The sequence below is a fragment of the Pseudarthrobacter sp. PvP090 genome, from assembly GCF_040547365.1.
Lineage (GTDB): Bacteria > Actinomycetota > Actinomycetes > Actinomycetales > Micrococcaceae > Arthrobacter.
In genome coordinates, this window is record NZ_JBEPPO010000003.1 from 276,089 (window position 1) to 288,533 (window position 12,445).

A 12,445-nucleotide genomic window follows, 5' to 3' on the forward strand; every position below is an offset into this window, starting at 1 on the left:
GTGAATTTTCCTTGTGTGTGAGATCAAGCTTTGCTTGAAAATGCCAAAAGTTTGGATGGTCTGAAGCCGGCGGCGCGGGCGGCCGACGGCGGATGAACGCCGTCGGCCCGCGGAGACCGCTGCTCTGTGCTGCGGGGGATCGGAGATATTTCGTCGTGGCGCAGGCTAGCCGCGCAAGGGCAGCATTCCGGCGTCTGAGATCTGGTCGGATGATGCCAGGTTCACACCGGTATCGCTGGCGAAGTAGCTGGCCAGTCTGGTCTCGGGGATGATCGTGCAGGCATCTCCTGCGATCAGTCGGGTTTGTCCTGTCTGACGGATCCAGATGAGTTCGTCCTGGTTGAGCTCCCACAGTTTCAGGTCCAGGGCCGGGTCGGGTCGGACTCCGATCAGGGTGTCCGCACCCAGGTCCTCAATTCTCCGGACCGTTCCCGCCAGACCATGCCCGCCGAGGTCGGCGGTGACCGTGAGGCTTTCCGGGCGCAGCCCCAGGGTCACCGTGCCGGTCCTGAGCCGGAATCCTGCGGGCGCCGGGAGCCGAAGCCCTCCGAGTTCTGCGCACCCGTCGGTCACGGTCGCGGTCATCAGGTTCATGGGCGGGCTGCCGATGAACCGGGCAACGTACGTGTTGGCGGGACGCGCGTAAATCTCCTGCGGGGTGGCGTGCTGCTGCACGATGCCATTGTGGAGAATGACGATCTGGGTGGCCATGGTCATTGCCTCGACTTGGTCGTGCGTGACGTAGACGAAGGTCTTCCCGGTCAGCCTGTGCAGCCGGACGATTTCGCCGCGGAGTTCAGCCCGGAGCTTGGCGTCGAGGTTGGACAGCGGTTCGTCGAGCAGGAACATCGAAGGATTACGGATCAGGGCGCGTGCCAGGGCCACGCGCTGGCGCTGCCCGCCCGAGAGACCCCCGGGCTTGCGGTTCGCGTACTCGTCCAGTTCCAGCATTGACGCGACACCGGCGACCCGCTCGACGATGTCCTTGGACGAGCCAAAGATGCGGCGCGCGATCGCGCTGATGCCCGGGATGTGGTGCCAGGCCTTGAATCTGTCCAGGGCCAGCGGGAAGGCAATGTTCTCTCGGACTGTCAGGTGCGGATACAGCGCGTAGGACTGGAAGACGAAGGCTATGTCGCGTTCGCGCGGGCTTTGCCGGTTCACGCGGAGGTTGTCGAAGATGATGTCGCCAGCGCTGGCATCGGTGAGCCCGGCAATAATGCGGAGCAGGGTCGATTTTCCGGAACCCGACGCGCCGAGCAGGACGAGAAACTCTCCGTTGTCGACGTCGGCGCTGAAGTCGTGGATGACCCGGGTGTCCCCGAAGCGCTTGCTGATGTTGCGTAGTGAGAGCTTTGCCATGATCAACCTTTGACTGAGCCGGCCGTGAGGCCCGAGACGATACGACGCTGGACAAGGAGGAAGAAAATCAACGCCGGGAGCGTGAACAGCAAGGCTGCGGCCATGACGGAGTTCAGTGATGTCAGGTACTGGCCAATGAAGGAGGCCAGGCCCACGGACGCCGGCCAGAGATCGCGTTCGGCGATGAACGTCTTGGCCAGGAGGAATTCGTTCCATCCGTCGAAAAAGTTGATGACGGCGGCCGCGGCGATGCTGGGAAGAATGAGCGGGGTGAGAACCAGCGACAGGATGGTGACTCGAGGGCACCCGTCGACTGCCGCGGCTTCCTCGATTTCGTAGGGAATCGCGTCAATGGCTCCCTTGATGATCCATACGCTCACGGGCATCGTGAATGCCACGTTGGCGAGGATCAGGCCGCCCATGCCGTTGAGGAGGCCCAGCGACGCGAAGAGGGCATAGATGGGGACCACGAGCAGTGCTTCGGGCAGCATCTGGGTGGCGAAGAGCAGGAACCCCGCGGCGCCCTTGCCATAAAACTTGAATCTCGACAGTGCGTAGCCGGCCAGAACCGCGAAGATGAGGGACATCAAGGTGGTGCCGCCCGCGATGACCACTGAGTTGGTGAGCCACTTGAAGATGGGGACGCTGCCGATGAGGTCCCCGAAGTCAGCGAGCCGTTCCCAGTGCGGCCACCAGCCCTGCGCCTGGCCGTACAGTTCTGAGTCCTGGCTGAGCGCCGTATTCAGCATCCAGTAGAGCGGGAAGCCTGAGAAGAGGACCAAGGCGGCCAGCATGAGGGAGCGGGCGGGTTTGCTGAAATTGCGGTTGCCCGGCGCCTTCAGCCGGCGCTTGTGCGGAGCTGCCTCGGTGAGTGGTGGTGCTTCTTTGGTGGTCATTGTTCTAGGCCTCCTTGGCGGCGTTGCGCCGTTCCATCATGAAGTAGACAACCGTGACGAGCAGGGACAGCACCAGGCCGAGGGCGCCGATGGCTGCCGCGCGGCCCAGTTCCTGGTTGCTGAAGGCCTGGCGGTAGACGTTGACGACGAGGGTGTTGGTGGTGTCAACCGGGCCGCCGCCGGTCAGGAGATAGATGATCTCGAAACGGCGGATGGACCAGATTGTCATGAGCAGCGTGACCACCCTGACGGTGGGGGCGATGTGCGGCCAGGTGACGGCCTTGAACGTCTCCAGTGCCCCGGCGCCGTCCATGCGGGTTGCCTCGTAGAGTTCGCTCGGGATGGACTGCAGCGAGGCAAGAACCACGAGCATGACGAGGGGCATGACCTTCCAGACCGAAGTCAGGACGACGGCGGCCATCCCGAACTTCGGATCGACCAGCCAGCCCTGCTGGCCGACGCCGAGCACTCCGACCACTTCGTTCAGGACGCCGTCGGACCGGTTGAAGATCCAGCTGAAGATCAGGGCGGTGGCCACCGTGGGGACTGCCCAGGGGAACGTGATGATGGCCCGGACAATCGTGCGGCCCTTGAAAGCTTGGTTCAGGAGCAGCGCCGATCCGGCGCCGATGGCGACGGCGAAGATTACGGTCGCGGCCGTGTACAGGATGGTGGCGCCCAGCGAATTGTAGAACTGCGGGCTGCTGAGCAGGCGGGAGTAGTTCTCCAGCCCGACGCCGGTTCCGCCGTCGGGCCTGACGAGAGGGGTTTTGGTGAAGCTGAGCTGGATGCCCTGCACGACCGGAATGATCATGAAGATAATCAGGTACACGACGGCGGGACCGATGTAGATGTACGGGGAAATCCTCTGCCACATGTGATGCCGGGAAGGGGCATCCTGGATGGGAGGCTGCGCCACGGCGGGCGGGGAGATCGAAGTTCGGAGCGACATTGCCCGGATCCTTTGCCTAGGTCTTCTCAGCCAAGCAGCTGAGTTACTTGTTTCTGTGCGGTGGCGAGTGCCTTGGCAGCATCGCCGCCGTCCACGAGGTAGCGTTCCACCTGCGTCATCACTTCGCGCATGATGGCTTTGGTCTGTGCCTCGTAGCCCCGGATGAGGGGGCTGCGCGACTCGGAGGCGAGGTCGATGAACGCCTTGGCCCACGGGTTGGCCGCGGCGTAGTCGGGAGCCAGCGGCACGTCGGTGGCCAGTGTTGACGGGCCCATTGCCGCCCGGAGCGCCGCCTGGCCTTCATCGGAACCGACCCAGCCGACGAAGTCGACGGCGAGGTTTTTATTCTTGCCGTACCCGTTGACTGCCAAAACGATCTCCTGGTGGGCCGACGGCTTGGGCAGGGGAATCCGTTCGGCAAAGCCGATGTCGGCCGACGTAAGGGCCTTGGAGGACCGCAGGATGCCGGCCACCGTGGAGGAAACATCGATCATCATGCCGAGGCGGCCTTCGCGGAACTTGGTGCGCATCGTTGATGCGTCGTCTCCGATGGGCATGGCACCCGAGCGGTAGATCTCGCCGAACGCTTCAACGCCGGCGATGTTCTCTGCGGAGTCGATGGTGGGCCGTGAGCCGTCCGACCAGGATCCGCCGTGCCCGTAGGTCCACACGTCGAAGTCCATGAACCAGGAGTCGAATTCCGTCATCTGGTGCCGGACTCCGAAGCCGTCCAAGCCTGTTGCGGAACGGATCTGGCCCGCTGCCGAAATCAGTTCAGCGACGTTCATCGGCGGCGTCACGCCGGCCTTGTCCAGGATCTTGCGGTTCCAGAAGAAGTTCCAGTTCAGCCGTTCCCACGTGATCCCGTACTGCACGCCGTTGACCAGACCGGATTTATTGGTGTGGTTGAACGGCGTGCCCTTGCGCGAGGAGATGACCGAGGTCAGCGGGGCCAGGATGCCGGCGTCGGCCAGCGGATAGAAATTGACGTCCTGCACGACGAAGACGTCGGGCCCGCCCTTGCCGCCTAGCTCGGTGTTGAGCTTGTCGGCGAAGGAGAGGAACGGCGTGGTGCTCTGGGCCAGGACCGCGGACGGATTCACCTTCTGGTAGGCCTGGATGGCCTTCCACATGGCCTCACCGCGGCCCGGCTCGAGCCACTGCCAGCTGCCGAACTTCAAGGTGCCACCGGCCGATGCGGCACGGTTGGGGTCGATTCCCGGGGTGGCCCCGCAGCCGGCGAGCAGCATGCTCGCCGCGGCGGCTCCCAGGAAAGTGCGGCGGTCGATCATGTCGCCGGCACCACTTCGAGTGCGAGGGCCTCCGTCTCGCGCCGCAGCTTCAGCGCCTCTTCCAGGGAGGTATCGATCTCGACATCGTCCCAGCCGACGATGCCGCCCTCCGGAACGTCGTTGACGAGTTTGACGTGGTGGGCCATGGCGACCGGAAGGGCGCGGTCCCGGACCGACTTTTCGGCCGAAATCAGCTTGCCCCAGACCGTGAAGCCGCCCTCGCCGTCGAGGATTTCCCCGGCGTGCAGGTCCTTCTTGGCGCAGGCGACGACGTCGGCGTGGAAGCCTTCCGGAGCGCCGGTGGCCACACCGCGAAGCACTGCGTTGGCGATGGAGACGTTGAGCTCCAGGCCGACGTAGTGGTAGGGGCGGTAGAGGGCGGCGTACTGGCCGGTGGGGTCCGGGTGCCAGGGGTATTCCTGGAAGCAGCCGGAGACGTACCTGTTGGTGGCCTTCACCACGACGAAGACGCCTTCCTGGGTGTTGTGGGGGATCCAGTCGCCTTCACGGGTCACGCTGGACATCACGTCGACGCTGCCGGTGTTGCTGAGGACGCCGCCGTCGGCCGCGGGACGGCAGATCGTGGCGATCTGTTCGACGTCGCCGGGAGTGAACGTCAGCCCTTCGTCGGACGGACGCAGGCCCGCCGCATTGGCTACGGCTGCCATCTCGATGGCGGCCTTGGTGCCGTCACGGAAGGAGGTGTGCATGTAGGGGTTGAGCTGGCCGGAGTCCGTCAGTTCCTTCGAGAATTCCCAGTTTTCCCAGACGTTGTCCGGGTTCATCTGGTGGTAGTGCGAGAGGTACTTGGCGCCCTTGCCGGCGCAGACGACGTCGAAGCCGGACGTCCGGGCCCAGTCCACGAGTTCCCAGATCAATGCGGGCTGGTCGCCGTAGGCCAGTGAATAGACGACGCCAGCCTCCTTGGCCCGCTTGGCCAGGGCCGGACCCGCCAGGGCGTCCGCCTCGACCGTGACCATGATGATGTGCTTGCCGGTTTCGATGGCGCGGAGCGCGTGGTTGATGCCGACAATCGGGTTGCCGGTGGCCTCAACGATGACGTCCAGGTCCGCGTCGAACAGGACGGACGCATCGGTCACCACGGTGGTGGCCCTCGTGGCGATGGCCGTCCCGATGTCTTGAACGAAGGCTTCCTCGGGCCAGTCCACGAGCTTCAGGGCGCCCTTGGCGCGTTCCGCATTGATGTCGGCGATGGCCACCACGTGGATGCCGGGGATGTTGCGGGCCTGTGCCAGGTACATGGTGCCAAAACGTCCGGCGCCGATCAGCCCAACGCGGATCGGGGCGCCTTTGGCCTCGCGTTCGGTCAGGAGTTTGTGCAGGTTCATAACTACCTTTCAATGGGTGCGGCTCTATCCCGTGTGGATGGCCGGCGGAAAGCATCGGGTCCGCCGCAGCGTGCGGTGAAGTAACGCTCAGGCGGGTGGCTGGGGTGTGCTGCCTCAATCCCGGGCGGTGCTGCGGTAGACAATCGGCTCCGAAGTAAACATAATGGAACCGGTTCCACTTTTATTTCATACCTGCTCGACGAGGTCAATACCCTAGTCTGAAAAAGTTCCTGCCGGAGGTTCCGGGGAGCCGCAGTAGCCGATTGAGGAGTACACGTGCAGAAGCAGCCGACCATACGCGATGTTGCCGCGGCTGCGGGGGTGTCGGTTGCCGTCGTCTCCCGGGTCCTCAATCCGGGCTCGGGTCCCGTGGCGGCGGCGACGCGGGGCCGTGTGCACGAGGTGATGGAAACCCTTGGTTACCACCCCCGCACAGCGGCCAGGGAACTTAAGCACGGGCCGCCCACTACGTTGGGACTTCTCTTGGCCGACGTCTCCAATCCCTTCTTTGCCCGGCTGGCGGACCAGGTTGTCCAAGAAGCGCATTCCCGCGGGATCCAGGTGCTTCTCATGACGACTCAGGAGGACGATCAGTTGGAGGCGGAGCGCCTCTCCACGCTCATTGAGCGACGGGTCAGCGGTATCATCGCCACTCCCACGGGCAACAATCTGGAAATCTGGAAAAGACTCCACGACATGGGAACCGATGTCGTCTTCGTCGACCGCTCGATCCCGGCGTTGCCCGAGGTCGACGTCGTGACCATCAACAACACAGAGTCGGCGCGGTCGGCCACAGCCCTGCTGGCCGCGCATGGGCATCGCCGCATCGCGATAATCTCGGGTCCTGTGTCTTCTACCACCGGTCGGGATCGGATCGCCGGCTATCGCGAAGCTCTGGTAGCGGCCCATTTGGAACAGGATGACCTTCTTATCCGCTCCGCCGCCTTCCGTGGGGTCGCCGGCGGGGATGCTGTGACAGCGCTGCTCAATCTGGAAGATCCGCCGACGGCCCTTGTTGTGGCCAATACCGCCCAGGTGACGGCCGTGCTCCGGCGCCTTGCGCATGCCGGGGTGTCAATTCCGGAGGAACTGTCGGTCATCGTGTTCGAGGATTCGCCTTGGACCGAACTGATGACTCCGCCTTTGACGATTGTCCGTCAGCCCATCGATCTGCTGGCCATGCACTCTGTGCAGCTGGCCCTTTCCAACGCAAGCGGCAAGGCCTCCGGAAGGCCTTCAGTCATACGGGTCGATGCCGAATTGATCGAACGGTCCAGCGTGGCGCGGCCAAAGCCCCGCACATAGACTTCACGGCGGCCCCGCTCGCTGAAGCTGGGTAGGCGGCCCCGGCTTGTGGTTTACACCTGATCAACCGGCGTGGTACAAAAAGTGTACCGGTTCCACTTTGCGTTGCACTCGCGCCAAGCGGCAGCGGCTGCCTCAAACCAAAGGACTTGATAATGACGGAAACCACACGCCCTTCGCTCGCCCTTCTAGGACTCGGCCCCATGGGAGGGCCCATGGCCCGGCGGCTTCTGGACTTCGACGGCGATCTCACCATCTGGAACCGGACATCAGCGAAAGCGAAACCCCTGGTTGCGCTGGGTGCGCGCGCCGCTGCATCGCCGGCCGAAGCCGCATCCGACATTGTGCTCACGGTCCTGCCCGATCTGGAACAGGTCGAATCACTGCTGCCGGGGCAGGCCGGGTTGCTGGCCGGCTGGGCGGCGAAGGGCATCGTCCGCCCTGTCCTCGTGATTCACGGGACAGTTTCACCGACCGCCGTCGCGGCCTTTGCAGAACGCTTGTTCAGCGCGCACGGGGTCACGGTCCTGGATGCGCCAGTCAGCGGCGGAACCGTCGGCGCTGAGACGGGTTCCCTCAGCATTATGGTCGGTGGCGACGAGGAGGCCGCGAAATCCATGGAACCCGTGTTCCGGGCCATGGGCACCACCGTCCGGTACATGGGGCTGAGCGGTTCGGGGGCCCTCGCGAAGGCCTGCAACCAGGTCGTGGTAGCTGCCACAGTGACCGCACTTTCCGAGGCCATGCTCCTTGCCCGCAGCGGAGGTCTCGACCTGGCGGTGATGCTCGAGCTGCTGCAAGGCGGGCTGGCCGACTCTGCTGTCCTCCGGCAGAAAGGTCACAGGTGGCTGAGCAGCGACTTCGCCGGCGGGGGCAGCGCTCAGAACCAGCTTAAAGACCTCGGATTCATCTTGGATGCGGCTACGAAAGGTGGAGTTGAGCTGCCGCTGAGCCGCACGGTGACGGCGTTGTTCGACGAGATGGTCGCCCAAGGCGAGGGCGCCCTCGACCACACGGGAATCCACCGCACCCTGGCGCTTCGCGCTCAGGACTATTTGCAGAGTCCTCGCTGATGCAGGCATCCATCCCGACGTCGGCTGGTCAGCGCAGCTGATGCTCACGCACGCGCGCGAGCCATTCGACGACCAGGGCGTGCGTGAGGGCGGGCTGCTCGTGGAGCAGGGCGTGGCCGGCGCGATCGAGTACAGCAAAGGCAGCGCGAGGGTAGTGCTCGACCAGGTCCCACGGGCCCGTGTGCCCGGCCGTGGCATCCTGTCGCCCGGCAAGAATTAGCACAGGATGAGGATAGGTTTTCCCAGCCTCCGGGGGATCCCGTAGCTCCCAGTGCGAAAAGATCCGCATCAGGCTCGGCTCGTCGACGAGTGACGCTGCGGGAGCCACAAACTCCTGGAACCGGTCAAGCGTTTCAGGCGTCTGCACAACAAAGTAGCTACGGTAGGAAGCCTCGAGCTCCGCTCCCAGTTCGCCGCTGAGATCGGCCGACGAAACAAGAACCTCATGCTTGGGCACGGCGCCGGTATGCGCGCCCACCGGGCAGATTAATGCCAGCCCGACAGCCTGCTCGGGTCTCCGGTTGGCCACCGCGCGGGCCAGGTACGCGCCGTACGAGTGCCCCATGACCAGGAACGGTTCATCACCAATGGTGCTATCGATCAGGCCGAGCAAAAGGTCCAGGACGTCGTCGTTGCACGTGATCGTCTTCGGCGCGGGGGTGCGGCCCATCCCCGGCAGGTCCGGATACAGGCGCCGAAAGCCGGGAACGTGGCTGAATATCGGTTCAAGGGCGCCGGCGATCTCAAGGTGATCCACACCGGCACCGTGCAGGGCGAGAACCGGAGTGCCGGTGCCGTGCTCGGCGTAATGTACAGGAACTCCGCTGACCGTAGCCTCCATCCGGACAGTGTAGATCCAGAACAACTCAGGATTCGACGTCGGCCGCGGCGATTGCCTTGTCGGTGAGGATGGGCATCATCCCGAGCAGCGCGAGGGTCAGCGCTCCCATGATGCCGAACATGGCCTGCAGGCCCAGCCATTGGGCCAGCAGGCCGCCCGCTGCCGCACCGAGCGGCATGGTGCCCCACGCCAGCAGGCGGTAGGCGCTGTTGACCCTGCCCAGCAGGCGGTTGGGGGCAATGCGCTGGCGCAGGGATACGGTGATGACGTTCCACAGCATGATCAGCATGCCGCCCACAAAGAGGATGGTGCCAAGAATATACGGGTTGTCGGTTACGGCGGGCGCACCTACAAACAGCGCGCCCGCGAAGATCGTGAGCATCAGGGACCTGGACCGGCCCAGCCTGGCTTCCACCCGTTCGGCGATGAAAGAACCAACGAAGGCGCCGAGGGCGGAGGTCGTCAGAAGTAGGCCGAACCCCACTTCGGACAGTTCCATTTCCGACGCCGGGCCCACGGCAAACAGCACCAGGACCGCGAATGCCGCGCTGGAGGCGAAGTTGAACACCCCGGTCATCACCGCGAGCGTGCGAAGGATCTTCTGGTTCCAGAGGAACCGCAGACCCTCACCAATGTCGAACCGCAGTGTGGTCTTCTGCTCCCGCTCGATGCGAAAAGCCCCCGGGACCAGGAGCAGGGCAGCGACGGCCGCAAGCCACAGTGCCGCCGGCACGGCCAAGCCCGCAACAACGCCGACGGCCACCAGCAGCCCGCCCAGCGGCGGACCAACGAACTGGTTCGCGGTGAGCTCGACGGCGTAGAGCCGGCCGTTGGCGCGCGAAAGCTGTTCCCTGTGCACCATCTGGGGCAGGATCGACTGCGCGGAGGTGTCGTAGAGCGTCTCAGCCACACCCACCATCAAGGCGACAACGTACAGAGCCCAAATGGAGCCCAAGTCCAGCACGACGACGGCGGCCAGCACCGCGGGCAGCACCGCGCGGCTGACGTTAGCCCACAGCATGAGCTTGCGCCGGTCCAGCCGGTCGGCCAGCGCCCCGGCAGTCAGGGCGAAGAGAAGCCAGGGAAGCGTGGCTGCAACGGACAGCCCGGCGATCAGCGTGGGTGACTGCGTGACCTGAATGGCCAGCAGCGGCAGCGCGATTTTGAAGACGCCGTCCGCGAGGTTTGAGAGCCCGGATGAGGTCCACAGCTTCCAGTAGGAAGCCCCCAGCGGCGCGCCGCCCCGTTCTTTCACCTGCGCAGCTGGAATGGTCATAGGTGAACCATTCCCTATTGATTGAGAAAATTCAAGGTGGTTGAATTTAGTACATCAGATCGTAGGATGGACACATGACGGATGCCGAGCCGACGGGCGCGAACGAGAAGAAACCCGCCGCGAGCGCCCGGGAAATTAAGGCACTGGCCCATCCCCTGCGCCTGCGGATCCTGCGCCTGTGCGGGCTCCACGAACTGACCAACAAGCAACTCGCCGACCGGCTGGGCCAGGATCCGGGGACGGTGCTCTATCACGTTCGGCAATTGCTCTCGACCGGCTTCCTTGAACCCGCCGAGGTTCGCACGGGAGAAAGCGGCGCGCTGGAGAAGCCGTATCGTTCCACGGGGCGGTCCTGGAATCTGGACACCGCACTGCGGGAAGCCGGTCCGGGCGGTCCGCTGGCGCCGATCGAGGCGTTCCGGGAAGAGCTGACGGACGCGGGACCGGACGCACTCGCCAGCCTCTCACGCTTCGTTTTGCACCTCTCCGAGGAGGACGCCGGGGACCTTATTACGCGCATCGGCGCTGTGCTGGACGAATACACCGGGAGTGATCGGCAGAGATTGGACCAGCCCGCGTACGGCGGCATCTTTGTCCTCCACCGGTCGCCGGACTAGGAGGTCATAGAGCCTGGATCAGTGTCAGGCCGCCTGCCAGCGCGACCCACGCCAGATACGCCAGCATGCTGAAACGGTTGGGCCAGCCGATGCGTACTTCAGGCTTCCCGACCATGTCGGGTTGACCGAACCGGAATGTCGCGCCAAGGAACCACATGAGGCCCGCCCACGGGATGATCGCCGCCCACGCTAGAACTAGCCCGGCCGGCGAATGCATGGCTGCGCCAATTCCCGCACAGGTGGCGGCAACGGGAAAGCCCAGGATGAACAGCGCGCCGAGACCGGCGTGGACCTTGCTCCGGCCCGTCATCTCCGGCCGCGGCGTCGTGACCGGGTCCGTGTCGACGAAGGCCGCCCCGATCGGCCCGAGCGCAACCACCGGCAGCCCGACGGCCAGAAGGCCGGCGGCCTGCCACAGGGCAACACCGCAGGCCGCGACGCCGCTCCCGCCGAGGATGAAGGCAAAGCGCATGATCGCGCCGTACTTGCCCAAGGAATACTCACTGAGCATCCGCCAGGAGGGGTCGAATTCCGGTTCAAGCTTGTGCAGCGCGATCACGAGAAGGATGGCGACCGCTACAGCACCCAGTGAGTAGCCGGCGGCCAGCGCCGAAAGGGACTGCATTGACGCCGTCATGCCTTGATTATCGGCCCCGACGCCGGAAACGCCTGCCCCACCAGACGAGGGGGACTATTACCCGACGTGGATGCGTGGGCGCCGGGCGGGATCCGGTTCGTGCTTGCGGATGATTTCCCGCACGACGGGCGGGGTATCGCCGCGCCCCAGCAGAAGGTAACGCATCAGGTGGGCCAGGGGGTTGCCTTCGGACCATTCGAAGTAGGAGTGGGGAATGACGCCGGTGGTGTCCCTGAGTGCCAGCAGAATCGCGGCGATCGCGTTCGGGGCGGCGGGGCTTTCCACCCGGAGGATGCGGTGGCCATCGACTTCGACGCCGTGCACGTCGAGGGTCCCGGCGAAGTTGGACGGGTCGATGATGTCGATTTCGAGGAAGATGACGTCAGCTGTCCCGGGGACAGCATTCTGGCCGCGCTGGTCCACTTCCTTCTCCGCGTATTCCAGGGCATCGCCGTCCTGGCGGCGGTTGGCAATCAGGTTCAGGGCTCCGTCGTAGTCCAGCGAATCGGCGATGAAGCGGAGGGCGGTGTCGTCGAACCTGATGATGTCCGCGCGCAGTTCCGTGGTCCGCGCGACGCGGGAGACCAGTGAGATCGCGATGATGCCCAGGATGAAGAACGCCGAGATGGCCAGTCCGTCGGGTTTCGCGATAACGTTCGCGGCCAGTGCGTACAGCAGGATCAGTGTGAGCACCGCGAAACCCGGGTCGACCCTGCGTTGCCTGTGCCGGAAGGCAGATATGGTGACGGCGATTGAGCCGGAGACCATCATGGCCAAGATGCCAGTGGCGTATGCGCCAGCCTGGGCGTGCGGCCCGGCATTCCCGCCTGGCTCGACCTGTCCTC

At 64.6% G+C, this 12,445-nt stretch carries 12 protein-coding genes; 3 read left to right on the top strand and 9 right to left on the bottom strand.

The window, feature by feature from the left end:
- Positions 1–165 precede the first annotated feature (165 nt).
- The 5 genes from ABIC21_RS04995 to ABIC21_RS05015 are packed head-to-tail and all read right to left on the bottom strand — an operon-like array spanning position 166 to position 5,851.
- Positions 166–1,362 carry an ABC transporter ATP-binding protein gene (locus ABIC21_RS04995; RefSeq protein ID WP_354349314.1) on the bottom strand — a complete coding sequence of 399 codons (1,197 nt, stop codon included), beginning with the start codon at positions 1,360–1,362 and terminating at the stop codon, positions 166–168.
- 2 nt (positions 1,363–1,364) lie between these two features.
- Entirely contained in the window at positions 1,365–2,258 is an 894-nt protein-coding gene (locus ABIC21_RS05000) for a carbohydrate ABC transporter permease (RefSeq protein WP_353917894.1), read from the bottom strand.
- A 4-nt stretch (positions 2,259–2,262) separates the two neighbouring features.
- The gene (locus tag ABIC21_RS05005; RefSeq protein WP_200939300.1) at positions 2,263–3,210 is read right to left on the bottom strand and encodes a carbohydrate ABC transporter permease; all 948 of its coding nucleotides are present in this window, start codon (positions 3,208–3,210) and stop codon (positions 2,263–2,265) included.
- Between the two features lie 26 nt (positions 3,211–3,236).
- A complete protein-coding gene (locus ABIC21_RS05010; protein ID WP_354349315.1) occupies positions 3,237–4,502 on the bottom strand; it encodes an ABC transporter substrate-binding protein in 1,266 nt (421 codons plus the stop codon).
- Positions 4,499–5,851, bottom strand: coding sequence for an NAD(P)H-dependent oxidoreductase (locus tag ABIC21_RS05015; RefSeq protein ID WP_354349316.1), 1,353 nt, complete (start codon positions 5,849–5,851; stop codon positions 4,499–4,501). Before ABIC21_RS05015 ends, ABIC21_RS05010 begins: the two co-directional genes overlap by 4 nt.
- 276 nt (positions 5,852–6,127) lie before the next feature.
- On the opposite strand from ABIC21_RS05015, the gene ABIC21_RS05020 reads away from it, so the two are divergent.
- Both ABIC21_RS05020 and ABIC21_RS05025 read left to right on the top strand, forming a co-directional pair.
- Positions 6,128–7,156, top strand: coding sequence for a substrate-binding domain-containing protein (locus ABIC21_RS05020; RefSeq protein WP_354349317.1), 1,029 nt, complete (start codon positions 6,128–6,130; stop codon positions 7,154–7,156).
- A 155-nt stretch (positions 7,157–7,311) separates the two neighbouring features.
- The gene (locus ABIC21_RS05025) at positions 7,312–8,229 is read left to right on the top strand and encodes an NAD(P)-dependent oxidoreductase (RefSeq protein ID WP_354349318.1); all 918 of its coding nucleotides are present in this window, start codon (positions 7,312–7,314) and stop codon (positions 8,227–8,229) included.
- 28 nt (positions 8,230–8,257) lie between these two features.
- Here ABIC21_RS05025 and ABIC21_RS05030 read toward each other — a convergent pair whose 3' ends face one another.
- Together ABIC21_RS05030 and ABIC21_RS05035 are read right to left on the bottom strand one after the other, a co-directional pair.
- Positions 8,258–9,070: an alpha/beta fold hydrolase gene (locus ABIC21_RS05030; protein ID WP_354349319.1), complete on the bottom strand. Its 813-nt coding sequence runs from the start codon at positions 9,068–9,070 to the stop codon at positions 8,258–8,260.
- A gap of 25 nt (positions 9,071–9,095) precedes the next feature.
- Positions 9,096–10,346: an MFS transporter gene (locus tag ABIC21_RS05035; RefSeq protein ID WP_354349320.1), complete on the bottom strand. Its 1,251-nt coding sequence runs from the start codon at positions 10,344–10,346 to the stop codon at positions 9,096–9,098.
- Positions 10,347–10,420: 74 nt separating this feature from the next.
- On the opposite strand from ABIC21_RS05035, the gene ABIC21_RS05040 reads away from it, so the two are divergent.
- A complete protein-coding gene (locus ABIC21_RS05040) occupies positions 10,421–10,963 on the top strand; it encodes an ArsR/SmtB family transcription factor (protein ID WP_354349321.1) in 543 nt (180 codons plus the stop codon).
- Positions 10,964–10,967: 4 nt separating this feature from the next.
- On the opposite strand, the gene ABIC21_RS05045 is transcribed toward ABIC21_RS05040, so the two are convergent.
- Positions 10,968–11,600 (bottom strand): DUF998 domain-containing protein, encoded by a 633-nt coding sequence (locus ABIC21_RS05045; RefSeq protein ID WP_354349322.1) that lies wholly within the window; start codon positions 11,598–11,600, stop codon positions 10,968–10,970.
- A gap of 57 nt (positions 11,601–11,657) precedes the next feature.
- A complete protein-coding gene (locus tag ABIC21_RS05050; RefSeq protein WP_354349323.1) occupies positions 11,658–12,371 on the bottom strand; it encodes a hypothetical protein in 714 nt (237 codons plus the stop codon).
- Positions 12,372–12,445: the final 74 nt, after the last annotated feature.

Coding starts and splice junctions, on each gene's coding strand:
- ABIC21_RS05035 (WP_354349320.1), bottom strand. CDS start 10,346: ATGACCATTCCAGCTGCGCAGGTGAAAGAACGGGGCGGCGCGCCGCTG.
- ABIC21_RS05045 (WP_354349322.1), bottom strand. CDS start 11,600: ATGACGGCGTCAATGCAGTCCCTTTCGGCGCTGGCCGCCGGCTACTCA.
- ABIC21_RS05040 (WP_354349321.1), top strand. CDS start 10,421: ATGACGGATGCCGAGCCGACGGGCGCGAACGAGAAGAAACCCGCCGCG.
- ABIC21_RS05010 (WP_354349315.1), bottom strand. CDS start 4,502: ATGATCGACCGCCGCACTTTCCTGGGAGCCGCCGCGGCGAGCATGCTG.
- ABIC21_RS05050 (WP_354349323.1), bottom strand. CDS start 12,371: ATGATGGTCTCCGGCTCAATCGCCGTCACCATATCTGCCTTCCGGCAC.
- ABIC21_RS05015 (WP_354349316.1), bottom strand. CDS start 5,851: ATGAACCTGCACAAACTCCTGACCGAACGCGAGGCCAAAGGCGCCCCG.
- ABIC21_RS05025 (WP_354349318.1), top strand. CDS start 7,312: ATGACGGAAACCACACGCCCTTCGCTCGCCCTTCTAGGACTCGGCCCC.
- ABIC21_RS05005 (WP_200939300.1), bottom strand. CDS start 3,210: ATGTCGCTCCGAACTTCGATCTCCCCGCCCGCCGTGGCGCAGCCTCCC.
- ABIC21_RS05030 (WP_354349319.1), bottom strand. CDS start 9,070: ATGGAGGCTACGGTCAGCGGAGTTCCTGTACATTACGCCGAGCACGGC.
- ABIC21_RS04995 (WP_354349314.1), bottom strand. CDS start 1,362: ATGGCAAAGCTCTCACTACGCAACATCAGCAAGCGCTTCGGGGACACC.
- ABIC21_RS05000 (WP_353917894.1), bottom strand. CDS start 2,258: ATGACCACCAAAGAAGCACCACCACTCACCGAGGCAGCTCCGCACAAG.